Annotated in this window: 20 protein-coding genes and 1 pseudogene; 9 read left to right on the top strand and 12 right to left on the bottom strand. The window is 53.4% G+C overall.

The genetic code is table 11. From position 1 onward, the window contains the following. The first annotated feature begins 8 nt into the window (after positions 1-8). Positions 9-1,499 (top strand): sodium:solute symporter family protein, encoded by a 1,491-nt coding sequence (locus AC6T8Q_RS19960; RefSeq protein WP_500680758.1) that lies wholly within the window; start codon positions 9-11, stop codon positions 1,497-1,499. Between the two features lie 240 nt (positions 1,500-1,739). On the opposite strand, the gene AC6T8Q_RS19965 is transcribed toward AC6T8Q_RS19960, so the two are convergent. Next, entirely contained in the window at positions 1,740-1,967 is a 228-nt protein-coding gene (locus tag AC6T8Q_RS19965; RefSeq protein WP_500680759.1) for a hypothetical protein, read from the bottom strand. 106 nt (positions 1,968-2,073) lie between these two features. Here AC6T8Q_RS19965 and AC6T8Q_RS19970 point away from each other — a divergent pair, with 106 nt between their 5' ends. The 3 genes from AC6T8Q_RS19970 to AC6T8Q_RS19980 all read left to right on the top strand — a co-directional run bounded on the left by AC6T8Q_RS19970 (position 2,074) and on the right by AC6T8Q_RS19980 (position 5,315). Further along, on the top strand, positions 2,074-3,816 hold the full coding sequence (locus AC6T8Q_RS19970; RefSeq protein ID WP_500680760.1) for an ArnT family glycosyltransferase: 1,743 nt from the start codon (positions 2,074-2,076) through the stop codon (positions 3,814-3,816). Beyond that, the gene (locus AC6T8Q_RS19975) at positions 3,813-4,550 is read left to right on the top strand and encodes a polyprenol monophosphomannose synthase (RefSeq protein WP_500680761.1); all 738 of its coding nucleotides are present in this window, start codon (positions 3,813-3,815) and stop codon (positions 4,548-4,550) included. The genes AC6T8Q_RS19970 and AC6T8Q_RS19975 overlap by 4 nt, the downstream gene beginning before the upstream one ends. A 621-nt stretch (positions 4,551-5,171) precedes the next feature. Then, on the top strand, positions 5,172-5,315 hold the full coding sequence (locus AC6T8Q_RS19980; RefSeq protein ID WP_496920091.1) for a hypothetical protein: 144 nt from the start codon (positions 5,172-5,174) through the stop codon (positions 5,313-5,315). Here the strand turns inward: AC6T8Q_RS19980 and AC6T8Q_RS19985 are convergent. The 8 genes from AC6T8Q_RS19985 to AC6T8Q_RS20020 form a co-directional block, all read right to left on the bottom strand. After that, on the bottom strand, positions 5,292-6,518 hold the full coding sequence (locus AC6T8Q_RS19985) for a class I SAM-dependent methyltransferase (protein ID WP_500680762.1): 1,227 nt from the start codon (positions 6,516-6,518) through the stop codon (positions 5,292-5,294). The genes AC6T8Q_RS19980 and AC6T8Q_RS19985 overlap by 24 nt on opposite strands. Positions 6,519-6,579: 61 nt before the next feature. Beyond that, the gene (locus AC6T8Q_RS19990) at positions 6,580-7,776 is read right to left on the bottom strand and encodes an NAD(P)/FAD-dependent oxidoreductase (RefSeq protein WP_500680763.1); all 1,197 of its coding nucleotides are present in this window, start codon (positions 7,774-7,776) and stop codon (positions 6,580-6,582) included. Between the two features lie 11 nt (positions 7,777-7,787). Further along, positions 7,788-8,606 (bottom strand): sulfite exporter TauE/SafE family protein, encoded by an 819-nt coding sequence (locus AC6T8Q_RS19995; protein ID WP_500680764.1) that lies wholly within the window; start codon positions 8,604-8,606, stop codon positions 7,788-7,790. 198 nt (positions 8,607-8,804) lie between these two features. Continuing rightward, positions 8,805-10,226: an MBL fold metallo-hydrolase gene (locus tag AC6T8Q_RS20000; protein WP_500680765.1), complete on the bottom strand. Its 1,422-nt coding sequence runs from the start codon at positions 10,224-10,226 to the stop codon at positions 8,805-8,807. A gap of 49 nt (positions 10,227-10,275) precedes the next feature. After that, a complete protein-coding gene (locus tag AC6T8Q_RS20005) occupies positions 10,276-10,860 on the bottom strand; it encodes a rhodanese-like domain-containing protein (RefSeq protein WP_500680766.1) in 585 nt (194 codons plus the stop codon). A gap of 68 nt (positions 10,861-10,928) precedes the next feature. After that, entirely contained in the window at positions 10,929-11,246 is a 318-nt protein-coding gene (locus AC6T8Q_RS20010) for an ArsR/SmtB family transcription factor (RefSeq protein WP_500680767.1), read from the bottom strand. Positions 11,247-11,396: 150 nt separating this feature from the next. Beyond that, a complete protein-coding gene (locus AC6T8Q_RS20015; protein ID WP_500680768.1) occupies positions 11,397-11,897 on the bottom strand; it encodes a thioredoxin family protein in 501 nt (166 codons plus the stop codon). Between the two features lie 287 nt (positions 11,898-12,184). Further along, entirely contained in the window at positions 12,185-12,730 is a 546-nt protein-coding gene (locus AC6T8Q_RS20020) for a hypothetical protein (protein WP_500680769.1), read from the bottom strand. Between the two features lie 847 nt (positions 12,731-13,577). Here AC6T8Q_RS20020 and AC6T8Q_RS20025 point away from each other — a divergent pair. Genes AC6T8Q_RS20025 through AC6T8Q_RS20035 form a run of 3 tightly spaced genes read left to right on the top strand, consistent with a single transcriptional unit; the run spans position 13,578 to position 19,636 of the window. Further along, on the top strand, positions 13,578-14,687 hold the full coding sequence (locus AC6T8Q_RS20025) for an efflux RND transporter periplasmic adaptor subunit (protein ID WP_500680770.1): 1,110 nt from the start codon (positions 13,578-13,580) through the stop codon (positions 14,685-14,687). Positions 14,688-14,730: 43 nt separating this feature from the next. Continuing rightward, positions 14,731-17,898 (top strand): efflux RND transporter permease subunit, encoded by a 3,168-nt coding sequence (locus tag AC6T8Q_RS20030; RefSeq protein WP_500680771.1) that lies wholly within the window; start codon positions 14,731-14,733, stop codon positions 17,896-17,898. Continuing rightward, a complete protein-coding gene (locus tag AC6T8Q_RS20035; RefSeq protein ID WP_500680772.1) occupies positions 17,864-19,636 on the top strand; it encodes a TolC family protein in 1,773 nt (590 codons plus the stop codon). Before AC6T8Q_RS20030 ends, AC6T8Q_RS20035 begins: the two co-directional genes overlap by 35 nt. A 111-nt stretch (positions 19,637-19,747) precedes the next feature. Here AC6T8Q_RS20035 and AC6T8Q_RS20040 read toward each other — a convergent pair whose 3' ends face one another. After that, positions 19,748-20,797: a vWA domain-containing protein gene (locus tag AC6T8Q_RS20040; RefSeq protein WP_500680773.1), complete on the bottom strand. Its 1,050-nt coding sequence runs from the start codon at positions 20,795-20,797 to the stop codon at positions 19,748-19,750. Between the two features lie 370 nt (positions 20,798-21,167). On the opposite strand from AC6T8Q_RS20040, the pseudogene smpB reads away from it, so the two are divergent. After that, positions 21,168-21,620: pseudogene (gene smpB / locus AC6T8Q_RS20045) on the top strand (SsrA-binding protein SmpB); the annotation flags it as partial. 32 nt (positions 21,621-21,652) lie between these two features. Here the strand turns inward: smpB and AC6T8Q_RS20050 are convergent. Further along, positions 21,653-22,897: a beta-ketoacyl-[acyl-carrier-protein] synthase family protein gene (locus AC6T8Q_RS20050; protein WP_500680774.1), complete on the bottom strand. Its 1,245-nt coding sequence runs from the start codon at positions 22,895-22,897 to the stop codon at positions 21,653-21,655. Positions 22,898-23,154: 257 nt separating this feature from the next. Between AC6T8Q_RS20050 and AC6T8Q_RS20055 the strand changes: the two genes are divergently transcribed. Next, entirely contained in the window at positions 23,155-24,297 is a 1,143-nt protein-coding gene (locus AC6T8Q_RS20055) for a fatty acid desaturase family protein (RefSeq protein ID WP_500680775.1), read from the top strand. 13 nt (positions 24,298-24,310) lie between these two features. Here AC6T8Q_RS20055 and AC6T8Q_RS20060 read toward each other — a convergent pair whose 3' ends face one another. Further along, a complete protein-coding gene (locus AC6T8Q_RS20060; RefSeq protein WP_500680776.1) occupies positions 24,311-25,648 on the bottom strand; it encodes an ATP-dependent 6-phosphofructokinase in 1,338 nt (445 codons plus the stop codon). Positions 25,649-25,741: the final 93 nt, after the last annotated feature.

Genomic DNA, 25,741 nt, shown 5'->3' on the forward strand with positions numbered 1-25,741 from the left:
GTTCCATAATGATTATCGCCGCGCTGTTTGATCTCAATGTTATAGTACTGACCACTTACCTTCTCGCCGTCACCGGCATGGGAGTGTGGTTCGCCAGTAGACAGGGAAGTGCCGCAGACTTTGTTTCCGCGGGGGGAGCGCTCCCCGGTTGGGCCATTGGATTGTCGATGTTCGGCTCCTATGTGAGCAGCATCTCGTTCGTATTGGCCCCCGGAAAGGCTTACGCCTCGAACTGGAGTTCCTACGTTTTCACACTGGCGACTCCGATCGCGGCTGTTGTCGCGGTGCGATGGTTTGTACCGTTCTTTCGTCGAGCAGGTGCGATCTCCGCGTATGAGCATTTCGAACATCAGTTTGGGCCTTGGGCGCGAACGTATGCCGTGATCTGCTTTTTGCTCACCCAGATGGCACGGATGGGAGCAATCGTTTATCCCCTGGGCCTTGTTATTTCACCGGTCACAGGCTGGACGCTCACGCCGACGATCATTCTGATCGGGGTGCTGATGATGATTTGCACACTGGCTGGTGGCATTAAGGCGGCCGTTTGGATAGGTGTATTCCAAAGTTTTGTTCTCATCGCGGGTACCGTCACTTGTTTGCTGACTTTGATTTTCAAAACCCCGGGGGGACTTACTGCGATTTTGGAAGGGGGGGCCTCCTATGATAAATTCAGCCTCGGCAGCTTTTCACCATCACTCGTTGAGCCCACATTTTGGGTGTTATTCGCTTATGGCCTTGTCATGAATCTGGGCAACTTCGCCACCGATCAAAGCTACGTGCAGCGGTACATTACCGCCATCGACGAAAAAGAAGCCAAGAAAAGTGTCTGGATTACGGCGATTCTCTACGTTCCTACGTCGGCAATTTTCTTTTTCGTCGGCACGGGTTTGTTTGTTTTCTATCGTGCTCAACCCGAGTTGCTGGGTGATATCCAACAGGCCGATCACGTGCTGCCTCATTTCATCGTCACCCAACTCCCCTACGGCATGGCTGGTCTGGTCGTTGCGGCAATCTTCGCGGCGTCCATGGACTCGAATCTCAGTAGCATGGCAACACTGACCCTTGAGGATCTTTACAAAAGATACTTTCGACCCGATGCTGGTGAACGCGAATCGCTACTCGTGCTGCGTATCTCGACGGTGGTATGGGGCATCTCCGGCACGGCCGTCGGTTTGTGGATGATCCAAGAAGGGAGTGGACTCGACGTTTGGTGGGACTTAGCCGGCTTGTTTTCAGGAGGCGTGCTGGGATTGTTTCTCTTAGGAATGATCAGCCGCACGAGTGGACCCAAAGCCGGCTTTGTTGCCGTCGCGGCTGGTATGGTCGCAATCATTTGGATCACGATGCCAAAACTATGGCCCAACATGCCCGAAGCGATTCGCAGCCCATTGAACAGCAACCTGACCGTCGTCGTGGGCACTCTCACGATCTTTCTTGTGGGGTTGATTGTCACGGGTCTTTTGAATGCTATCGGAAAAAATTCTGCCCCTACGACTTAGATGCCATCTACAATCATCTAAATAGGCATTTACAATCTTAAAATTCTACTATGAGAGACTTGTCGAGTAGCGAATTGTTCGACGACTCCGGGGTTGTACGAATCCCTTCACCACTGTGCTGCCGACGCGCGCAATCGTTGACGAATTTTTGACTGCTGCCAATATCAAATAACTTCGAATTCCGTCGCCGAAGTCACACGGAAGGGTCTAAGTGTGCAACGCCGATCATGAAGATTTGGATCAGTCGATTAGCTCGTTTGGGAATGAGCGAGCATCGAATTGATCGTGGACGAGGTAAACCTTGATGCGCTCGCCAACTGTCAGCGGATCCAGGTCGTGGTAAACCTTGATGCGACCGTGTCTCAGAATCAAGTCTTTGGTTGTGCCGTTCACCTCGCCGCAAGTCGGCATCGGACGCTCACCCCTCGCAAAGGTGTTGCCGTCACCATGCAGTCCATGGCTAGACATTGAAACAGCTCACAGTGGCATTGTCATCTGTCTGTCGAGGCAAGTACAATTCCCGCCGTGTCGCGGCCTGGCTGCGGCGTTTGCATTGCTCCTCTGCGGCATGACTATGTTGTCTACAACTCTTACTCACCAAGAAACGGTAGTCGGACAACCGTTCCTCGGCGCACGAGAACGCATAAAGCCGACTCTTGCCATCGCTTTAGCTTTGATCTTCTCAACCTTCTTGTTTGTCCCATGGCTAGGGATGCGTGATTTCTGGTTTCCTGATGAACCGGATGTCGCCGAACCTGCTATGACAATGTACCGCACCGGAAACTGGATCACCCCAAAGCACAATGACGAGGCTTGGGCTGACTATCCTCCGCTGACCTATTGGCTCGGAGCTGCCTCGGCCCATGTTTTCGGCGGACCGTCGCCATTCGTTCTACGATTTCCAGTGGCGGTCATGGCAGTCTTGCTCCTTGCGATGCTGGCCTTCCTTCCCCCGAAACAACCAGATGGATTTTCCTCTGCGAATCTCTGGGCAGTCGTGGCGTTGGGTACGACACCCCTCTTTGTTTTTCAGTCCATTAATTACCATCCAGACATGGCATTCGCCCTATTTCAAACGGCGGGCCTCCTGCTCTACGGCGTATCATTTTCCATGGAACCGTTCCGGCAGCGCCCTTGGTGCTATCTCTTGCGCTGTGGGGCGTTCGCATGCTTTGGTCTGGCGGTCCTATCGAAAGGCCCCCTGGGACTTCTGCTGCCGGGCCTCATTCTGGCGATTTGGCTTGCCTCGATAGGGAACTGGAAGTCGATGTTGGCAATTGCCGGGTATAGCGTCATCTCGCTTGCCATATGCTTGCCATGGTATTTCGCGTTCGCTAAAGCCACGGGCGCAAAACACGTTTGGACCGAGTTGTATTTACAGAATTTCGCACGCTTTACAGCTGCTAGCCGCGGTCATGGTCAGCCGTGGTATTACTATTCCACCGGCATTTGGCCACAAATGGCCCCCTGGGCACTTCTTCTGCCATCGGCTCTCTGGTCCGCCGCAAGAAACTCCTGGAAAGACCCCATTACGCGCCTCGTCCTCCTGTGGTTTGGAATCACCTTCTTGTTTCTGAGTGTCGCCGCCACTAAGCGACAGGTCTATTTGCTGCCCGCTTACCCTGCTGCAGCAATCCTTATTGGTCGCTACTTACATACCCTGATCACAAGTCCGCCACTGCGGGTCTTCCAGGTCGGCCGAATCGTGCTCGGCGTCGTCACCATCTCGGCTAGCTTCCCATTGATCGCGAGCGCGCTATTCCCAGGGTTGCTTGACTACGCTCATCTTCCGGCACGAGCACACTCGGTCATTAGCGATCTTCGTTCGTCATTGCTCATCAGCGGCATTGGTACTTTTTTGCTGGGAGCATTTTTATTGAAAGATGCGAGGCAGGCTTATACGGCTCGCATTCCTCTCAGTACGGCAGGTTATCTGGCCTTAATCTTCTTGACCCTTCAGATAGCAGTATTTCCTCGTCTAGACCAGGAACGTAGTTATCGCCCGGCGATGGATTACGTTCGATCCGTCTCCCCACGGGGGCGGATACTCTATTTTCTGCCAGGTGCTGAAATCAAACGTTGTGGGTTCCGTGTTGTCGACCCGCTGTTCAAAGTGCTGCCATCTTTCGACGACCCGCAACGGCTGGCAATGGAGCTCAAAACACCGGGTGCCGTTGCCATAGCGAAAACGGACCAGGTCGGCCGGATCACACCCTTTCTCGACAGCCCTCAGCAAGGGAGTCTGAAATTCAAAGAATTCCATCTAAGCAGCAAATCCTTCACGATCATCCATAACAATTCGATGGTGCCACGATGATTATCTCACCCAAGCTGGATTGCGTCGGCGAACCATTGCGTGTCAGCGTTGTCCTGCCCACGTTCAATGAATCTGCCAATATCAAAACAATCATCGCTGCAATACACGCTGCCCTGGGCGGCACGCGGCACTATGAGATCATTGTAGTCGATGACGATTCGCCCGATGGGACGTGGCAGTTGGTCGATGAGATATCGTCAAAGGACCGACGGGTTCAGTGCGTTCGCCGAATCGACAAGAAGGGGCTTGCCAGCGCTATCATCGACGGCTTGTCGCTCGGCAAGGGCGATGCCCTTGTGGTGATGGATGCGGATTTGCAGCATGATCCCTCATTGCTACCAGCAATGATCGCTTCGCTAGACAACAGCGATATCACCATAGCCAGCCGATATGTCGAGGGAGGCACAACCGGTTCGTGGGGAGGTATTCGTCTGTGGGGGTCCCGAACAGTAACCATGCTTAGCCGCCACATTCTAGGTATAAAAGCAACCGACCCACTGAGCGGATTCTTTGCCATCAGGCGCGAACTATTCCAGGCTATGGCGGCAGACCTTCGCCCCAGAGGTTTCAAAGCCCTACTCGATATCCTTGTCCATGCACCCGGTGCAATCGTCCACGAAATACCGCTTCGCTTCGGGGAGCGACACGGCGGCAAATCAAAGCTCGGCATCAGCACGGTGTTCGATCTCTGTTGCTCACTGATCGAACTGCGGACGGGGCATATCCTGCGGTAAAAACCTGTAGGGAACGCCCTGTTAGGGTGTTTATCGCCGCCGCCAACCGACCTTCGCGCAGAAATCGACGCCGAATGTCAGCTGGCGGGTTCTTGTCCTTCATGACTTTTAAGGCAAGTCGACGACCACTTGTCAGATGCAGAGCCTCGTAGACCGCACGCATTCCGCCTTTGCCCAGCAACTGACCAATTCGGTAGGTACCTAGTTGCGACCCGGGAGCTAGAACGCTCGAATCACTGCTTTGGGGCTGTGGGTGGAATGAAATCGTGTTCTCGAGATCGCAACAGAGGGACTCGAGTTCGGTATCTAGTTCTGGATTGGCGTCACGTATAGTCTTGCCGGAATTTGTATCGCCCCGAGCCTGCAGAAACTCCGCTGCAATCTCGACCAACCTTGCAAGCACTACCTGTCGTGCGTCGGCAGAGAGACGGTTCAGGTAGGGACTTAGTCGAGGGACACCACTTCTTCTTAGCGAAAATCGAAACTCATCGCAGACTGCATCGATTTGGGCTGCAACATCAGGGGGGCATTTGCCAGCGCAGCATCAAGCCCGTGGTGGCCAACACAACGAGCCCAACGTATGCGATGGCATCAAGAATCGCATTCAATCCGGTTCGAGTCATGCGGTTTCTCCTTGTTCTTGGCGAAACCGGCGACGGCGGCGGTTCGCAGCGCGAACTCAAGACCCACGGGCATCGCCGTGAATGGTCGTCGGCATTGGGTATCGGGACGGCAATCTCTTTACTCTTTGCTGGTCTCCGATGAGGGAACTGGTTTTACTTTCGCGGCCGGAGGCACCGCGTGATTACGATGGGCCTCTTCAAACCCGTGTGCTACAAACTGGCTAACAACATCAGCGTGGGCCTGGATGAGGGCGACGACAAGTGGATCGTCAGAGGTTTCTTTAACGCGAACGCCCTTATCTGTTGCTTCCACCGTCATTTTGATGCTCGCATGCCTCTGGAAGATAGCTGCAAATAAGTCGTCCCAGTACCGAAGTCCCCGACCTTCCTGGACACGTTTGTGCATCGCGGCCACATGTTCCTGGATTTTCTTGGTGATCTCAGGCTGGTCAGACTCTGTTACCGTTTCAACTCCATTGTCCGTCCTGGTAACCGTGCGCCGAATATCTTTATGGTGTGCGAGCAAGTAATGAAAAACGTCTTGATCGGCTCGCATTGCTGACCCGGGACCGCGACCTCTACCAGACCCCGGTCCTCGCCCTCGCCCTCGCCCCATTCCCCATGGCGGACCTTGTGCCCGCGCTGGATCGTCCGAGATACTTTTTTGGAACACCACAAAGTAGTTCTCCCGAAGCAAATCAGGCTCTTCGCTTACCTTTGCAAAACCTGATTCGCTGATCTCGGCTTCAAAAACTTCCTGTCCAGCGCGAACATGGTTTAACACCCAGTCGGTACTCGTCCCAGGAATGCGGCGAAAGTCGACAAGCACTACCCGGCCACCGGGCTTGAGTGCCCGCTGGAGCGATGCCATCGTCTTCAGCGGAAACTCGAAATGATGATAGGTGTCGCAAATGAAGGCGACGTCGACCGACTCCGGGGGAAGCTCCGTGGAATCGGCGGTCGCGAGCAGCGTGTCCACGTTTCGCTGGCCCGCTTCACGGCTGGTCGCCTTGATGTGATCGAGAAACTTCTGCGAAATGTCCACAGCGATGACGCGACCATCTTTCCCCACGGCTTCGGAGAAGAGCCGAGTGAACAGACCCGTCCCGGCGCCGATGTCGGCGACCGTTTGTCCGGGCTTGATCTGACAGGCCGCCACGATCTCATGGCGACGGGCGAACAACTCTCGGCTCTCGAGCTCGAAGCGACCAATGAATTCCTGTACGTCAGGGTCGCGAAATGAATCATTGATTCCCGGTTTGACGCTGGTTGCCTGCGACCAGACGTCCGAGTCTGCAAATGCGGCGCAGATAACGATGACGAAGGTCAGGATGATGCGAGTCATGGATCTCATTCCTTTCGGGGATGAAGGCAGTATGCGGTTCTGATGATACGAAGGAGCATCGTTAAGCCCGGCCTTTCAGCATGCCGTGCCAGTAGAGGAACGGTAGCAGAAATCGTTTGAGCAACCACATACTCCACCGCTCCTTCGATTGATCGAACGGAAACGTCTCCGTTGGAATCTTGTCGTAGCCAAACTCTGCCAAGATAAGTGAACCATAGCCCGTAACGATTGGACACGATGTGTAGCCGTTGTAGCTTTTCGGTAAGAGCAATCCACTTATTGCTGCTTTAAGATTCACGACCAGTACTGGTGCTTGCTTGCGAATCGCGGCCGCCGTTTTGGAAGTGGGCAAGCTACTGCAGTCGCCGATGCCAAAGATATTCCTGAAATGTTTGTGCTGCAGCGTCTCGCGGTCGACATCGACCCAGCCATCCTGATCAGCAAGTGGACTGTTTGCAATAAAGGTTGGCGCGCTCATAGGTGGTGCGACATGGAGCAAGTCGTAGGCAATGACAACTGTCTCACCAGTATCGACTCGATTGAAGACCGCCTCCTTCTTGTCGGGGCGAATTTCGATTAGCTCGTGCTGATAGCGGCAGTCAATCTGCTTGCGTTCAACGACCTTTTCTAGCGAGATCCGATATTTATCGACGGCAAAAATTGTCGGGTTGGCGATCGCAAAAATTACGTTGGATTTGTCACGCACGCCGGACTGGCGGAAGTAATCATCCGCCAAATACATGATCTTCTGCGGCGCTCCGCCGCATTTGACGGCGCCGCTGGGATGCGTGAACAGCGCGGTGCCGCCACGAAAGTTGCGAATATTCTTCCAGGTCGAATCAACAGTTTGATACGAGTAGTTGCTGCAGACGCCGTCCTTGCCGACGGACTCCTTGAGGCCGGGGATCTTGTTCCAGTTAAGCTGGATACCCGCTGCGACTACGAGCCAGTCGTATGTGATCTTGGAACCGTTGGAAGTCAGGACATAGTTTTCATCAGGGTGAAACTCAGTCACGGCATCCCGAATCCATTTCGCGCTGCGTGGCATCACGGACGCCTCCTCACGGAGCGTCGTCTCTTTGTTAACGACTCCCCCGCCAACGAGCGTCCAAAGCGGCTGATAGTAGTGCTTGTCGGACGGTTCGATGACCGCCACGTCGAGCTTGTTGAACCACCCTTTGGTCAGTTGTGCGGCGACCGTCAATCCCGCAGCTCCGCCGCCAACAATCACGATTTGATGGTGTCGAGTTTGTGACATGTTGGCAGCTCCTATATTGGAAAGGTTGTTCGACCGATGACAAAAATCGCAACCAGGACTATCGCGATCGCAAACACACGCTGAAGCGAAGCTCCTGAAAGATATCGACTCGCCCAAATTCCTCCGAACATGCCGAGAATGCCCCCAACAAGAAACAGCGAAGTAACTTCCCAAGAAATATCACGCCCAGCCCAGAGATGTGATGCGACGCCGGAGATGCTGACGAAGGTAATGACTAGCAGAGAAGTTCCCACGGCGCGATGGATCGGCATCCCGCTGAAAAGGACAAGGGCCGGCACAATGACGAAGCCGCCTCCAACGCCAAATAAACCCGACAAGACCCCGGTTAATACACCGACGATGATTAGCAGTAATGCACAGGGAGAAGACAAACGAAGAACGCCTTCGGAATCTCGACGGCACGTGGGGCCTTCAGTTTCATCGTCCTGAACGCATATGACTTTGACGACGGATTGATCCGCTTTAAACCACATCCGAACAGCCAAGAGCAACATTAAAATAGCGAACATCGTGAGGAGCAGCTTCTCTGAAATCTGCGCCGATAGCCAGGAGCCAAGCGGCGCACCTAACATACCGGCTGCGGCAAACAGCAATCCGGTCTGTAATTCGACCTGCTTAGCCTTCCAACGGCCCGCCAAGCCAATGGCAGATGTTGCTCCCACTGCAGCTAATGATATTCCAACGGCCTCACGTGGATCGACTCCCAGCCCGTAAACTAAAAGAGGTATCGCAAACAGGGCTCCACCCCCGCCTGTGAGTCCCAGCGAAAAGCCGACGATCGCGCCAAAGACCACGGTTAAGAATGCCATGCGAAAAACTCCAACTCATATGCGAAATGACGAGAGGAGTTTGTCTTGGCTAAACGCTGAATCAGGTAGATTGGTGGCCCGAGATCGATGTTGTCGCATAAGATTAATTTCTTCTTGAGCCACTAAGCTTTGTAAAGTAGACAGGCTCCCAATTCCCCGGAACAAATGCATCGAGTTCTAGCGCGTTGGCAGGCTTGATCACGACTTAACCTTCTGGGTTTCACTTTTCGTTTCTAATCCCGCATTGACCCAAGCTCGATATCCCCCTTCCATGTTGATAACGTCGAAGCCCTCTTTTTGAAGAAGGCTTGCCGCGATCGCCGAGCGCCCACCGCCAAGACATTGAGCCACAAGGGTTCGATCCCTTGGAAGTTCATCGAGGTCTCGAAACAAGGTCCCTAAAAAGTGATTTTGAGCGTTGGGGATATGGCCCGCGCGATACTCTGTTGCCGCCCGCACATCAACCAAGGCGACCTCTCCAGCAGCAATCCGGCTTTGCAATTCCTTGGGGGCAACAGAAACATAGGATTGTGTTCGCAGGCCCTGGCTCCGCACCTTCTCTGGATCGAAGTAACCGGCAATCTGATCGATCCCAATCGATCGCAATCCCCGCAATACGGTGGGCAGAGAGTCTTGCTCGGTAATCAGATAAAGCGGCTGTTTGTAATCCACAAAGAAACCAGCCCATTGAACCAAGCTGGATGCGGGAATATTTATCGTGCCTGGAACGTGCGCCGATTCAAATTCTGCACTCGCGATTGTATCGATGACTAAATATTCGGCTGCGGTCACGGCCAAGAGCTTGGCGTCTATCTCGGAAACCGGCGAAAGATTCTTAAGCAGTTCGGGTCCAAGTTTATTCACCCGTTTCATGACGGCAAAATAAAACGGTGTCTCTGGCTGGTCGGTCAAGATATAGTCGACAAACTGCTCTTCATCGTCGTATTGAAGGGCCGGATTAAACAGTCTTTCGTATCCGACTGTACTCGAAGGAACCGCCCCCAGGCCTTTGCCACAAGCGCTCCCCGCACCATGCGCGGGCCAAATTTGCAAATGGTCGGGAAGTTGCAAGAACTTCCGCATGGAATGATAAAGCTGTCGAGCTCCGATTTCCGCGCTACCCGTAATACCCGCCGCTGTTTCCAGCAAGTCCGGCCGGCCAATCGAACCGACGAACACGAAATCACCCGTAAAAATTCCCATGGGTTCATTGGCCCCTCCCCCCACGTCGGTGAGCAAAAACGAAATACTCTCTGGTGTGTGTCCAGGAGTATGCACCACCGATAGCTTGACATTGCCAACAAAGAATTCGTCACCATCTTTCAAAAGCTCGGCGTGATTCTGTTCTGCAAAAGCATACTTCCAGTCAGTTGGCCCTTCGTCAGACAGGTAAAGCTTGGCTCCAACCCGATCAGCAAGTTCACGAGAACCCGAGACAAAATCCGCATGGATATGAGTTTCGGTTGAGGCGACAACTCGGAGGCCCTCCAATTTGGCGGTTTGCAAATATTGCTCAACGTCTCGACCTGGGTCGATGACAATTGCTTCTCCGGTCTTTTGACATCCTACGAGATACGAAGCATGAGCTAGTGATTTGTCGTAAAAGTATTTGAGTAACATAGGAACGCACTCCTTAGGGGCCCAGTCAGATGCTGGGCCAATGGTTAGTTCAACAGCAACGAGTTACCTGGCATGATGTTGTTTTCGACGAGGAGTCTGGCTTGCTACGTACTTGATTCCAAGGCATTTTCGCTAAGATCATTCCCATGCCGCAGGTGTCGGTGATTCCTGCAAATGTCAGCCCAGCCCCAACAAAAGCAGCGAGTCCAAACCAGTAGAGATGGACGAAGAATCCCAGCCCCGTTCCTACGAGGATCATCAGACCAGCTGCAATACGCACCTGACGCTCGAGTGATATGACTTTCTTCCCACGGACGACACTCAGTCCAGCCTCTTCCCAGGCTGCCGTCCCCCCATCCACGCTCACAACGTTTGTATGCCCCGCGCGAAGTAGTTTTTCGCAAGCTTGCTTCGAGCGACTCCCAGAACGGCAAATCACGTAGAGAGGAAATTCTGGCCCGCGACGCTCGTCCGCTACCTGCGCTGGGTCGATCTTGTCCAACGGTACATTCCGAGCAAAGTCGACATGCACTTCGCGAAACTCCGCTGGGGTACGAACATCGATTAATTCAATAAGCGAGTCTTTTGAGGCTGTATCGCGCAAAGCCTGCGGCGAAATCGTAATGACATTCATCCCAGCTCCCTTGCTAATCAAAAAGATAGACATGTATCTAACTTACGACATATTGTTTCAAAAAAAACTCAGATGGCTGTTTCACAGACACCAAACCGACTTTCAACACAACGCAGAATATTCTTCAAATGGGTGTCCGCCACTTGGTAATACACCTTGCGACCTTCCTTTTCGCTCGTCAAAAACCCACAATGCTGCAGCAACCGCAAATGTTCGGACGCCATGGGGCTCGCTAGCTCACATGCTTCAGCAAGCTCACCAACAGTGTATCTCCCTTGCAGCAGCATTTGGATCATCCGTAGGCGATGAGGGTGAGCCAACATGCGCAAGCACTCGGCAGCCTGCTCCAAGGCTTTCATTTCCGTGAGTTTAATGGTTTTTGGCATTTCATACTCTCCACGACATTAAATATATCGTAATATCACGATATGTCAACATTAATTCCCTCATGAAATCTCGGAAATTTCATCCTCGTGGAGGCTTTTGATGGAATTTCTTTTTCGTACTGTGGACGGCCGAAAGTCGGTCCGAAGTCTCTATCTCGACTTGTAGGAAGCTTGTTGGGCCAATTCAAAGTCCTGAAAAATCGGCTTGATTCGCTTCATAAATTCCTGGGGCTCGACAAAGCCTTCGATCTGACACATGAGTTGCCGATCTGGTGAAATCACCAGCGTGGTAGGGTATCCACGCACACCCAGCTTCTGCGCTAACTCTGGGAATGTTGTCGCGTTAAAAGCATACGGTTCCGCATGGTCTGCAATCACTCTTCCTACCTGCGGCTGATCAAGCGTCTCGCGCAGCATTTTCTTACAGTAGCGACAATTGTCGGAAGTCACATACAAGAAAATCGGGCACTGATTGACCTGGGCCGCTTCCCACGCTTGCTGGAATGTTGCATGACGAAACAGAGGGTGATGTAAATTGGGATCCTCAGCAGGTTGTATGGCCGCCTGTTGAGAATGGCTTGAGTTGGTTTGGCCGTGAACTGGTACTGCTGATATCACAAATAGCATTGAAATCATCAGGCTGACTCGCATCGATAAGTCCTTAACTTTGTGACGATAGCCTAATCACGGTGTTTCTGTTGACTACAAAAACACATGACGGCTTACAGTTTAATATGTCGTCATATAACGACCTATCGATCAGTAATTTGGTGTTGAATTTTTTACTGTCTAAATCGATTCGAGCCCACAGATTTACACAAGCGGGCTATTTGCTGGAGCACTGCTGTCCCGACGCGATTCTCAACTGCACTGAAAAGCTGAGAAAATAATAGCCAGTCGAGTGACCTCACTCCAGTTGAGAAGATGGGATAGTCTCGCTATCTCAGCAACTTGAAGGATTCAATCACTTCGGTTGCTTGCTCGGACTTCGTGAACTCGGGCGTGCCCACAATCAAGATTTGATAGAGCCGCGTTCCCACCATATAAAAGCGGCAACGGGCTTCTCCCTTTGCCTGGGGGATCGTCACGCGAAAGTCCAAGCCAGGATGCGTCTTGTCGAGTTGAACTTCTTTGCTATGGAGCAACTTACCGCCAAACACTTCGAGCAGCCGATCACGGCCCGATTCCAAGGCGGCCGCCAGCTGCTTCGGTGTGCTTCCTGCGAGATTGGGATTGTCTTGGTAAGAGACGATGAACGCTCCTTGCTCGGCACCAACCGTGAATTGATGTTGCGTCTCTTTGGCGTCGCCGACTTTGGCGGTTTCGTGCGCCGGCTTCCCCGGCAGCACGATGCTGAATCCACCTTCTGCCGACTGAAAGTCGATCAAACCGCTTTCCGATTTTTGCCCCTCGGCGAATGACGTGCACGTGATGAGCAGCGCGAACGACCAAGTAACGATCAACAACGAGAGGAGCTTGGACATGCAAAGCTTTCATTTTAGTAATAAACGAGAACCGCATTTCGGTCCTCATTGATAGTAACGTCGGCCCTCCCGCGGCATCAGTCTGACTCAACTCGCCCGAAACCTTACAAGTTGTTAAGCCACCGCGAGTTAGCGATCTTTAATAAAAATGGGATCGTAATGGAAAATAAATCGCACGCATCACACGATAAGTAGGACTAATAACACCTTATTTCGTGGCACTTGGAGGTTATCAAGACGGCCTCGTTAAAGCTTATCTCCTTTGCCTAACAGCATTCTGCCAGTGAACGGGTGTATGGGAACTTCATTAAAAAAGAGTAAGAAAAACAGATTGCGTCGATTTGCGTATATGCTTAATGCCGAAGAAGACAATTAAACCGGTTAGTGGGGATTTAGCGTTGCGCACGATGGTAACGAATCGCCACGAAGCTTCGGCAAGTGACATTGAGAAAACATTGAGGCGTCTGTCCAAAAAGCAATGGACCGAAAAATAGGCGGGATTCACAGCATTCGGCACTATTACTTGTTGGGCGAGGAATGAGAACAGAGATTTCATGCATGGCACTCCCTACACGACGCCCCAAATGGGGGACGACCCACCCCTAGTTTTTGGCCAGCGATCCAACACGGAGTAAACACACCTAACCCCTACAACGCTGGTCCACCACCCATTTGTCACAGCTATCACGGCACTAGTTCGTGGTAGCCGCCAGTCACCGGATTGCCCCGAGCCCACACTTTCTTCTGTCTCGATGAAGTCAGGATGGAGCCGGGCAAACTACGAATTTCCCTATCCCGCCATTGATCACAGCAGCGACGCCTTCGGGCGATCCAGAACGCATACGCTATGAAAGCTTCAGCCACCTTCACTCTCCTGACAGCATCGCTTGGTCTGTTCGTAACCGGCTGCCATAAGCCGGCGGTACACCACGGCGAAGAAAAGCACAAAATCGTCGTCACCAGCCCGGTAGACGAAGAGGTGACTGTCACAGAGCAATACGTTTGCCAGATTCACTCACGCCGCCATATTGATGTCCGCGCATTGGAGGGAGGGTATCTGGAGGCCATTCCCGTCAAGGAAGGCCAGGCGGTGAAGCAAGGCGAGTTGATGTTCAAGATCGTCCCAACTCTTTACCAAGCCAAGCTCGATTCCGAACTAGCCGAGGCGGAACTGGCGCAAATTGAATTTAACAACACGACCCGGTTGTTCGAGCAAAACGTGGTTTCAGATAAGGAAGTGGCCTTAGCGAAAGCGAAACTGGCAAAAGCCACAGCTAACTTAAAACTGGCGCAGGCAGAACTAAATTTTACCGACGTGAAAGCTCCCTTTGACGGCATCATCGACCGTCTGCACGAACAACAGGGGAGCTTGGTCGAAGAAGGCGACATCCTGACGACCCTCTCCGACAACGACGTGGTGTGGGTTTACTTCAACGTTCCCGAAGCGCGCTATCTCGAATACAAAGCCGAACTCGATGAGCAAGAAAAGAGCGGCAACCAAGAACATCTGCAAGTTGAGCTTGTGCTTGCCAATGGTGAAACCTTCGGCGAGCGCGGCGCAATCAGTGCGATCGAGGCCGACTTCAATAACGAGACGGGCAACATCGCTTTCCGCTCGGATTTCGCGAATCCCACTCGCTTATTGCGCCACGGGCAAACTGGCACGATTCTCATCCATCGCAAGGTGCATGACGCGCTCGTCATTCCCCAGCGAGCCACGTTCGAAACGCTCGCCAAGCGTTACGTGTACGTCTTGGATAAGGATAATGCCGTGCGACAGAGGGAAATCACCGTCGAACATGAACTCGACGACATTTACGTGATCAAAGAAGGGCTCCAAGTTGACGACAAAATCGTCCTGGAAGGAGTCCGACAGGTCGAAGACGGCGAGATACCTGAGTTCGAATATCGCAATCCAGAAGAAGTTCTAAGCAACCTCAAGAATAAGGCCGAGTAACAGCCGCTTCCATTGCAGGAAGAGACGGTACAACGAAAACATTATGTTCGGAAAGTTCCTCCATAGACCGGCGCTCGCGATTGTGATCTCGCTGCTCATCCTATTCATGGGTGGGTTGGCGATTGTTTCGCTGCCCATTTCTCAATTCCCAACCGTCGCGCCGCCAAGCGTCGTGGTGTCAGTCTCGTTTCCAGGCGCGAGCGCCAAGGTGTTGATCGAGTCGGTCCTCGTGATTTTGGAGCAATCGATCAACGGCGTGCAGGATATGCGCTACATGATCTCCGACGCCACCAGCGCCGGCGAAGCCACGATCCAAGTGATCTTCGAGCCGGGCACGAACCCAGACGTGGCGGTCATGAACGTCAACAACCGCGTTCAGGCCGTGAAAAACAACCTTCCTCCCATCGTGGAGCGCGAGGGCATCATCGTCATGCAGAACATGGCCAGCATGTTGATGTATGTAAACGTCTTCAGCAAAGACAAAAACGTCGATCAAAACTTTCTCTACAACTTTGCGACCGTCAATATTCTCAATGAAATCAAACGTATCCCCGGCGTGGGTCGCGCGAACATTTTGGGCAACCGTTCTTACGCCATGCGTGTCGAGCTCGATCTCGACCGCATGCGGGCTTACAACGTCTCAGCCGAAGACGTGATGGAGGCATTGGCGGAGCAGAGCATGATTGGCTCACCCGGTCGACTCGGTCAGGCTACCGGTAAAACTTCGCAGACAATTGAGTATGTGCTCACTTGGGTGGGACGCTACAACACCCCCGAGCAATATGAGCAAATTATCTTGAAGTCCAACCCGGAAGGTGAAATCCTTCGGCTCAAGGATGTCGCCAAGATTTCATTGGGCTCATCGTTCTACGATCTGTACTCAGACATGGACGGTTATCCTTCGGCGGCCATTGTTCTTAAGCAAACCCCGGGCTCAAATGCCACGGTCGTGATCGAGAACGTCAAGAAGAAGCTCGAAGAGATCAAGGAAGCATCGTTCCCGCCGGGTATGGACTATCAGGTGAGTTACGACGTTTCCAGCTTCTTGGAAGCTTCGATTGAAAAAGTTTTGCATACGCTGATCGAAGCCTTTGTGTTGGTCGCGCTCGTGGTGTTCCTGTTCCTAGGCGACTTCCGCTCGACGTTGATTCCGACGCTGGCCGTGCCGGTTTCTTTGATTGGCACGTTCTTCTTCATGCTGATTTTCGGCATGTCGATCAATTTGATCACACTCTTCGCGTTGGTGCTTGCCATTGGCGTGGTGGTCGACGACGCGATTGTGGTGGTCGAAGCCGTTCATGAAAAAATGCATACCAAACACCTCTCGCCTTATGCAGCGACCAAAGAGGTTGTTCACGAAATAAGTGGCGCCATTATCGCCATCACTTTGGTGATGACCGCCGTGTTTATTCCCGTGACCTTCATCCCAGGTCCGGTGGGCGTGTTCTATCGCCAATTCGGGCTGACGATGGCGATGTCGATTGTGCTCTCCGGCGTAGTGGCGCTAACGCTTACTCCGGTCTTATGTGCAATGATTCTTAAGCCGTATGATCCAAACAAAAAGAAAAGCCTTAACCCGCTCACGATTTTCCTGCGATTTGTGGACCGCGGCATCGTCAAGCTCACCAACGGCTATGGCTGGGTCCTTGGGGGACTCGTGTCTCGCCGCATGCTGACCTTGCTCATCATCACGGGCTTCGGCGTCGGAATTTTCTTTGTGAACACGGAGCTTCCCACGGGATTTATTCCGCTCGAAGACCAAGGCATCATCTACGCCATTATTCAAACGCCTCCCGGCTCGACGCTCGAATACACGAACGCCAAGTCGCACGAGCTGCAAAAAATCTGCGAGTCGCTCGATGAGGTCGTTTCGGTTTCTTCGCTCGCAGGTTACGAGGTTTTGACCGAAGGCCGTGGCTCGAACGCGGGTACGTGTATCATCAACTTGAAACCGTGGGACGAGCGCAAATTGACCTCGAAGCAGATCATCGAGGAACTCGAAGAAAAAGGCCGCGAGATTGCCAACGTCAAACTCGAATTCTACGAACCCCCCGCGGTTCCCGGCTTCGGTGCTGCAGGTGGTTTTGCTTTGAATCTGCTCGATAAGACCAACAGCGGCGACTACGACCGACTCGGCGAAGTGACCGACAAGTTCATGGCGGCCTTAGGCAAGCGTAAAGAACTCAAGGGCCTCTTTACCTTCTTTGCCAACAACTACCCGCAGTACGAACTGGTGATCAATAACGACGTCGCAATGCAAAAGGGCGTGTCGATTGCCGACGCGATGAACAATCTCTCGATTGTGGTCGGTAGCACTTGGGAACAAGGTTTCGTCCGCTTTGGGCAGTTCTACAAAGTTTATGTTCAGGCCTTGCCGGAATTTCGCCGTTATCCGGGTGACTTCGACAATATGTTCGTCAAGAACGATTCGGGGGAAATGGTCCCTTACTCAGCGTTCATGAAGCTTGAGAAGACGCAGGGCCTCAACGAAATCAGCCGTTACAACCTCTATCCGACAGCCGCCATTCAAGGCGCGCCAGCCGCGGGATTTAGCACGGGGCAGGCCATCAAAGCTATCCAAGAGGTTGCCGCCGAAACACTGCCACGCGGATATGACATCGGCTGGCAGGGCCTTTCCTACGACGAAGCCAACAAAGGCAACACGTCGACTTACATCTTTTTGATCGTCGTGATGTTCGTCTATCTTGTGCTGGTCGGGCAATACGAAAGCTTCTTGATTCCGTTGGGCGTGATTTTGTCGCTCCCCATCGGGCTCTTTGGTTCGTTCCTATTCTTAAAGGCAATGGGACTGGCCAACGACGTCTACGCCCAAATTGGTTTGGTCATGTTGGTCGGTCTGCTGGGCAAGAATGCAATTTTGATCATTGAGTTTGCCGTGCAGCGGCACAAGGAAGGTGTCAGCATCAGGGATGCGGCCATCGAAGGTGGAAAACTTCGGTTCCGGCCAATTCTTATGACCTCGTTCGCCTTTATTGCCGGTTTGATTCCCTTGGTCCGCGCCACGGGCCCGGGGGCCATCGGCAACCGCACGATTGGAACCACCGCGGTGGGTGGCATGTTGTTGGGCACTGTGATCGGGGTCTTGGTGATTCCCGGTCTCTATTACCTGTTCGCAAGGATTGCCGACGGGCGCAGTTTAATCAGGGATGAGCATGATGTACCTCTTACAGAGATCTTCGAACGCGGATAGATGGAACTTCGCGCTATCGACAGTGATCGTAGCTGGCTTTTTGCTGGTTCTGCCGTCGTGTTGCATACCACAGCTTCGCTGCGCGCAGAAGGCGCCGCCGCTGCCTGATACGTTTAGTGGTGAAATGAGTTTTGAAAACTCGGCGCACCTAGGATGGCACCAGTTCTTCGACGATCCCATGCTCTTGGGCTTAATCTACGATTCGCTCAACGGCAACCAGGAGTTGAAGATTCTCTATCAAGACATTCGCATCGCAGGTAACGAAGTTGAAGCCCGCAAAGGCGAATACTTGCCGTTTGTTGGTCTAGGACTCGGTGCAGGCATCGAAAAACCGAGCCGCTTCACACGCGATGGTGCCGTCGAGGATCAATTGCTCGTCGCTCCCGGCAAGACTTTCCCCGAACCTCTGCCCGACTTCTTGATTGCGACCAACATTTCGTGGGAAATCGACATCTGGAAGAAACTTCGCAACGCCCGAGACGCGGCAGCCTTGCGTTATCTCGGCACCCGCGACGGACAGACCTACATGGTCACCCGCTTAGTGGCCGAAGTCGCCGAGAACTACTACGAACTCTTGGCGCTCGACAGCCGCATGCAAACCTTGGACAAGACCATCGAGATCCAAGAACAAAGCCTCGAGTTTGCCAAAGCTCGCAAGGAAGCGGCCCGCGATACCGAATTGGCTGTGCAGCGTTTCCTCGCGGAAGTCAAGAAAAACCAAAGCGAAAAGCTCATCATCCAGCAACGCATGGTCGAGGTCGAGAATCGTATCAACTTCCTGCTCGGTCGCTTCCCGCAACCAATTGCACGGCTCTCCACCGAATACATCAACTTGAACCTCCGCGCGCTCAACGTCGGCGTTCCTTCACAACTTTTGCAGAACCGTGCCGACATCCGCCAAGCCGAACGCGAATTGGCGGCCTGTGGCCTCGACATACGAGTGGCCCGTGCCCGCTTCTTCCCATCGGTCAATCTGAGCGCCGGCGTTGGTCTGGAAGCCTTCAATACCAACTATCTGCTCGACACGCCCGAATCGATGCTCTATCGCGCAGGCGGCGATATCGTCGCACCGCTCCTCAATCGCAAGGCCATCAAGGCCGCCTACATGAGCGCAAATGCACGACAAATTCAAGCCGTCTACGAGTACCAACAAACCGTGCTCAATGCTTACGTCGAAGTCGTCAATCGCATGTCGAAAGTCGAAAACTACGGCCAAAGCATCAAAATCAAAAAGGAGCAATTGGCTTCTTTGGAGTCCTCGGTCGACAATGCCACGAAGCTGTTCCAGAACGCCCGCGCCGAGTACATGGAAGTGCTGCTTGCACAGCGCGACATGATGGAAGCCAAAATGGTGTTAATCGAAACCAAACAGCAACAACTCGCTGCGATAGTCAACACCTACCAAGCCCTCGGCGGCGGCGGATGGATGCCTAACGGGCTGACGATGAATGATATCGTCTGCAATCCCTTGCCTCCCATCGAAGAGATTCCATTGATCGAATCAATCGATGACGAAACTCCAGAAGGTGGCATCCCTAATCCAACAACCCAGGAAGCGACACAGCCCGAAGTCCTCCCTGGTCCGGAAACGGATTTAAAAGACGTAAATCAGCCTCCGGCCGAAACGGATGCTCCACCACCAATTCCCGACCAATTGCGAGAAGAAAAAGAGAGTGGCTTACACGTGCTGCCTGAACCGCTGGCGACGGCCGCATCGCAGAGCGATATTCAGCAGTAAATTCAGCAGCGAACATCTCTCTTGCTGTGAAGCAGCCAGAAAAACTAGACATAGTCGATTCCGTGTATGGTGCGACGCGCAGAGATACTCCCTACTTCAGACTCGGCATGATTAAAATGCTCTAATTAAGTCTGTCGCGTTGACCGAGTTAACGAAGGACGTCAAATCGAGAAATACATGTTTCCCACCCGTCCCTTCGGCCATCCAGATCATTGTGGAATCAGGGCGTGGTGTATCAGAAAAATGAACAACGTTTATTTGAATGTGATAGCGTTTGCAGTACTTGATCACCCGCATGACTACATCGGGAGACAAGTCGTTATGGGGTTGTGCATCGGTTAAGAGAAAAATTACATCGGGCTCAAAGGCGACTCCAGCGTCCAAGGCAATCCGATGATCGGTCGAACCGAGTCCAGGCGTGCGATTAATATAGTTAAAGGCAAGCTTCTTATTCTGCGGTGTCGCTTGATACATCTTGGAGTCCTCTTCGCCCGCTCCAAAAAACTCAACCGCATGGTTATAAAAAACGATCTGAAATTGACTACTATCGGAAAGAGTTGACAAACTTCGTTTGAGCTCCGTTTTCGCGGCCTCTAAGGGAACAATTGTGCCTACTATAGTACCTTCGGAATATTGCATCAGCACGGCGTTCATGCTATCAGAACGGTCAAGCACATAGACAAACTTGCCTCCCTCGCCAGCCAATCCGAAGAAACTCGTTCTATCGATGACTGTGCCTATCCCACTCTCATCTCCATGACGCCCTGTGGATGAACCTCGACCAGTTGATGATTGGGTTCCGTTCTCCGAGGCAACCATCTCCTGCCAATCGGAATTAACGTCAGCAACTACCCCAGTGAGAGAAACCGGATCACCGAGAATCTCGGCAGTCGCTGTCATCGCAGGCAGAACCTTAAACTCCTCAACCAACTGTTCTGGTTCGACTTCATTCGCAGCTGAATCCAAGGAGTCCTCGACTCTAACAGGGCTGTAAGTCGACAAGACGTCCAATTCCAAAGGGTCCATCATATGCTGATCGACACCCACACTCATTAACCCCAGAAGAATTACAATCAGAGCGTGGAACAATACACTAATTAACCATGCCGGAGCATCTTCCTGAAGTTCGTTCCAAGGCAATTCATCATCAAGATCATCCAACGCCCCCTTGTGATCAGGCGGGAGATTAAATGGGGGAGGCTCGGTTACGAGTGTCGGCCTATTAGTAGGAGTGCTCATCGCTGTTCCGTCGATGTGCCTAACGCCAAAAATACGGGGAGTAACACCCTGTATCTTAGCAGGCTGGCTGGCTCCTGAAAACAAGTTTGTCCTTCAACCCCTGCCCTTGGTCAACTGTACGTAATATCTACCCAAAAAAACTTTATTTAACTTCGTAACTGCTAAACACGGCAATACATTCGCCTCGCGACACCTCGAACCTGGGCTGCTATAATAGGTCTTTCTATTTTTTAAGGGAGGCACAGCCACGGCTAAGCAGAAGAAGGACAAACCGTCGGCCAAAAAGGGCGACGACAAGAACGAAAAAACAATCGCCGAGAACCGCAAGGCCCGCCACAACTACACCGTGCTCGACACGTTGGAGTGCGGGATCGTGCTGGTCGGGAGCGAGGTCAAAAGCCTGCGCCAAGGGCAGATCTCGTTGGAAGAGGCCTACGCCCGCGTCGACAAGGGGGAAGTCTGGCTCGTGGGGTGCGACATTCAAGAATACGTCTACGCGCACCAGTTAAATCACGTGACCAAGCGGCGCCGCAAGCTGTTGATGCATCGCCGAGAGATTAACAAATTTGCCGATCAAGCGTTTGAAAAAAATCTCACGCTTGTGCCTTTGAAGATGTATTTCAAGGACGGACGGGCCAAGGTGCTGCTGGGCATTTGTAAGGGCAAGAAACTCTACGACAAGCGCGATGACATGAAGAAGAAGGTCATGCAGCGCGATATCGATCGTGCGATGCGAAGAGGGTAGTGTAGGATAACAATAATTTCTAAGGCAATACCTTAACTCACGCCCACGAGCAGCGCCACAGCCTGACCCGTGTATTTGTGGTTGAGCTTCAGGAACGCTGGCGAACGCGCGAATTGCACCGTGCTGGTCATATTCATATCAAAGGCCGGATCGTCGCAGTTAAGCGTGGGGGGGACGACATTCTTTTCGAGGGCCATCAAACTGAGGGCGAGTTCCACCGCGCCGCTGGAAGCCCCGCCATTGCCTAAAAATCCTTTGAGGGCGGCGACTGGTACGTCGCCCAAAGTTTCTTGAATCGCCTTGGCTTCGGCGGCATCATCTTCGATCGTTGCCAAACCGTGCGCATTGACGTGCCCCACTTCGCTGGGCGCGACGTGTCCCATGGCCAAAGCGGCTTGAATGGCTTGTGCGATGGACTGACCGGAAATTGTCTTGCCGGTTGGAATCTGTTCGACGCGGCGACCATAACCCAAGATGCGACCAAGAATCTTGGCGCCACGTTGCTCGGCATGCGCCAAGCTTTCTAACACAAATACGGCCGCGCCCTCGGCCATCGCAAAACCATCGCGGTTGTTATCGAACGGCCGGCATGCACCAGCAGGATCGGCGTTGTTGCGTGACATCCGCGCGCCACCATGCCAGCAGACATCCACCCACGACAACAATGAACCTGTGCCACCGGTGAGCATGACATCGGCATGGCCACGGGCGACCGTGTCGGCAGCTTCGATGATCGACAGCAGCGCCGAGATGTCGCCTTCGACGATCGTGTTGTTTGGGCCGCGGGCATCTTTGGAAATGCCGATGTGGCAGGCCGACATGTTCGGGAGATACTTGAGCATCCACAGGGGGTACAGTTCTTTGAAGGCGGCTTGCCATCGACCAAAATCGAAATTGCCGTCTACGCCTGTCGCGCGGTAGAGCGCGATCATTTCGTCCATCTCCGAGCGGAACACGTTCGCTCCCAGAACGACCCCCAGCCGCTCAGGGTCGACGGCGGCTTCGGCCAGCTTGGCGTCGGCCCATGCTAGCTCTGCCGCGGTGAATGCTTGCTGCGTCTCGCGGCACATCACCTTCAGACTCTTACGGGGCTGGACGTATTGCTTGCCGTCGAAGTCTGCTAGCTCGCCGCCAAACGTGATGGGAAAGCCCGCCTCGACGAGCCGGGGAAGCGTTCGGATGCCGCTGGTCCGGCTTTCGAGTGCCGACCAGACAGCCTCGCGCCCGATGCCCAGCGGGCAGACAATTCCCAGGCCTGTGATGACAACTTCTTGCACGAATTCAAAACCAATCGCTGACAGCCGGGGCAGGGGTGGTCCTGCCGTATCGGCAAGGTGGGAATCGCCGCTAGTAGATTCTCCAGTTTATCGCCGTCCCGGGCCTCCAACAACAGCTGGCAAGCTGGGGGCACGATTCGTCTGTTCACGAAAATCCAACGTAGCTACACTCCGAAACGTGCTTCATCGACAAAATTCGGCGGGGCACTTCAGTTTCTCTCAATAACCATTTGGTTTAAGACCACCCTCCTGGAAATATGACGCAAGTTGCTCTTTCCCCGGCCTCACCCCCCATCGGTGAGTTTTCCCTGAGTGAAGCCCGCCGCATTGTCGGCGAACACTTTACCCCCAATCCCTGGATCTATTGGCCTGACCTTTTGGTGAGTTGGGGCATCGGGATTGCCTGCTTCCAATTGGTTGATTTTCCGCATTGGTTGACGGCCGATGTCGCTTGGCATTGGCCGATTCGGATTGTCTGTTTCTTTATCTCGTCGCTATTGATTTACCGCTGCTCGCTATTCATCCATGAGCTGGTACACATTCGCGCGGGCGAGTTCAATGCGTTCCGGTTCGTCTGGAACATGCTCTGTGGAATTCCTTTCTTAATTCCGACGTTTGTCTATTACACACATCTCGATCATCATCGTCGTAAACATTATGGCACGGAGGAAGATGGGGAATACATTGCACTGGCCCGACTACCCGCCTGGCAAATTTTGTTGTATCTGTCGCAAATTTTTTTCGTCCCCGTGCTGGTAATCTTTCGATTTGGCATTTTGACACCGCTGACTTGGATCAGCCCCACGATACGCAATTGGGTCCACCGCCATCTTTCGTCAATGATCATGGATCCGACATACATTCGGCCCCTGCCGACCCAACGAACTTTGCGCATCATTCGTTTGCAAGAGGTGATGGTGTTCTTGTTTATGGGGTTTATGGCGGTGCGGACCTTTTGGGCCGGAGGCTTACTGTTCAAGGAACCGCTGCCTCTCTCGTTCCTGCCTCACGTCTATTTGACCGGTGTGTTTGTCATGGCGATCAACGCCCTACGCACATTGGGAGCCCATCGCTGGACGCATTTGGGCGACCGCGAAATGACGTTTGTCGAGCAAATGCTCGATTCGGTGAACTATCCCAATAATCCTGTGATCGGTGGCCTGTGGGCTCCTATCGGCTTGCGGTATCATGCCTTGCATCACATATTTCCTACGATGCCGTATCACGCCCTGGCCGAGGCACATCGCCGGTTGATGAAGGATTTGCCAGCAGATTCGCCCTATCGCCAATGTCAGGCGGATTCGCTGCATGAAGTGATCATGACATTGTGGCGGCGCGCACGGGAAAACAATAAGCAGACCATCAACCAGAATCAGATGAGCAATTCCCACGCGGCATAATGAATGCTTGGGTTTACAACGTCTGAAGCTGCTCCTCACGTACGCCCGGCCAGGGGGGCTGCCCGGTGGCGAGCAGCACGCTGGTCCACAAGTCACCGGTGACTTCCATCCGCTTCTTCTTGGCGATAGCCGTACAAATCGGCACGTGAACGAACATATTGTTCCAATGCCCAATCAGCACGTCGGTGTTACCGGCCATCGCCGCGTGGACACCGTAGCGGGCCATTTGATCGCTCAGCAAACGGTCGGCCGTATTCGCGGGGACGCTGCGGATCATGTAGCTCGGATCGATATACTTGAGCGCAATCTCGATTCCTTCTTCGCGAAAGTAATTCGCGATCCGCTCCTTGAGATGGACGCCGATGTCGCCGTAGTGGCGGTTGCCCGATTGGTCCTGGCCGTTGACGTTCTGACCGCACAGATGCTGGCCCGCGCCTTCGGCGACGGCAATCACAGCGTGTTTGCGCTCAGTGAGCCGATCTTTGAGCGCCGGTAGCAAACCGTGGGGGCCATCAAGCGCAAACTCCACTTCGGGGACCAAACAGAAATTCACTTCCTGGCTAGCGAGCGTCGCCCACGCGGCGATGAACCCGGCATCGCGGCCCATCAGTTTCACCAGACCGATGCCGTTGGGCGCGCCCTTGGCTTCGATATGCGCGCAGTAGAGCGCGTGCTGGGCCCGCTCGAGCGCAGTGGCGAAACCGAACGTGCGGAAGACATACATAATGTCGTTGTCGATGGTCTTGGGAATCCCCACGATGCCGATCTTCAAACCACGTCGGGTGATCTCTTCGTAAATCCCGTGGGCCCCGCGTTGCGTGCCGTCGCCGCCGACGCAAAAGAGAATGTCGATGTGCGAACGCTGGAGAAAATCAACCACCACCGACGGTTTCTGAGGCCCGCGGCTGGATCCGAGGATCGTGCCCCCCACGTCTTGAATGTGCGATACCTTGTCGTCGGTGAGCACAATCGGCTCGAGCCCCGAGGCGGGATTCAAACCCCAGTAGCCGTTACGAATCCCCAGCACGCGGTTCACACCGTAGTTGTGTTTGAGCTCCAGAGTGATCGAGCGAACCACATTATTGAGCCCGGGGCACAACCCGCCGCAAGTGACGATCGCGGCGGTCGTGAAATAGGGATCGAAGTAAACGCGTTCGCGCGGGCCGGCGCGCTCAAAGGCGATGTCTTGCAGCGGTGCGTCGGGCGAAGTATCAAGCTGATAGCGAACGCGCGAACTGCCGGGGACAAAATCTCCCAGCCCATCGCCGGGTGTGGAAGAAACCAATTTCAACGGCGAGGGGATCTCGTTGAGACCCAGCGTCGGAATCTGCAAATCGGCCTGCGTAAGCATGGCGGCCCTTTCGTACACAATCAGGACTATGGGTGCTTGCCTGAATTGTGCCCCTTATGCCGCCGGGCACGCCGTTGATTATAGAGAGTGTTT

Source organism: Bythopirellula sp., from assembly GCF_041737835.1.
Taxonomy (GTDB): Bacteria; Planctomycetota; Planctomycetia; order Pirellulales; family Lacipirellulaceae; genus Bythopirellula.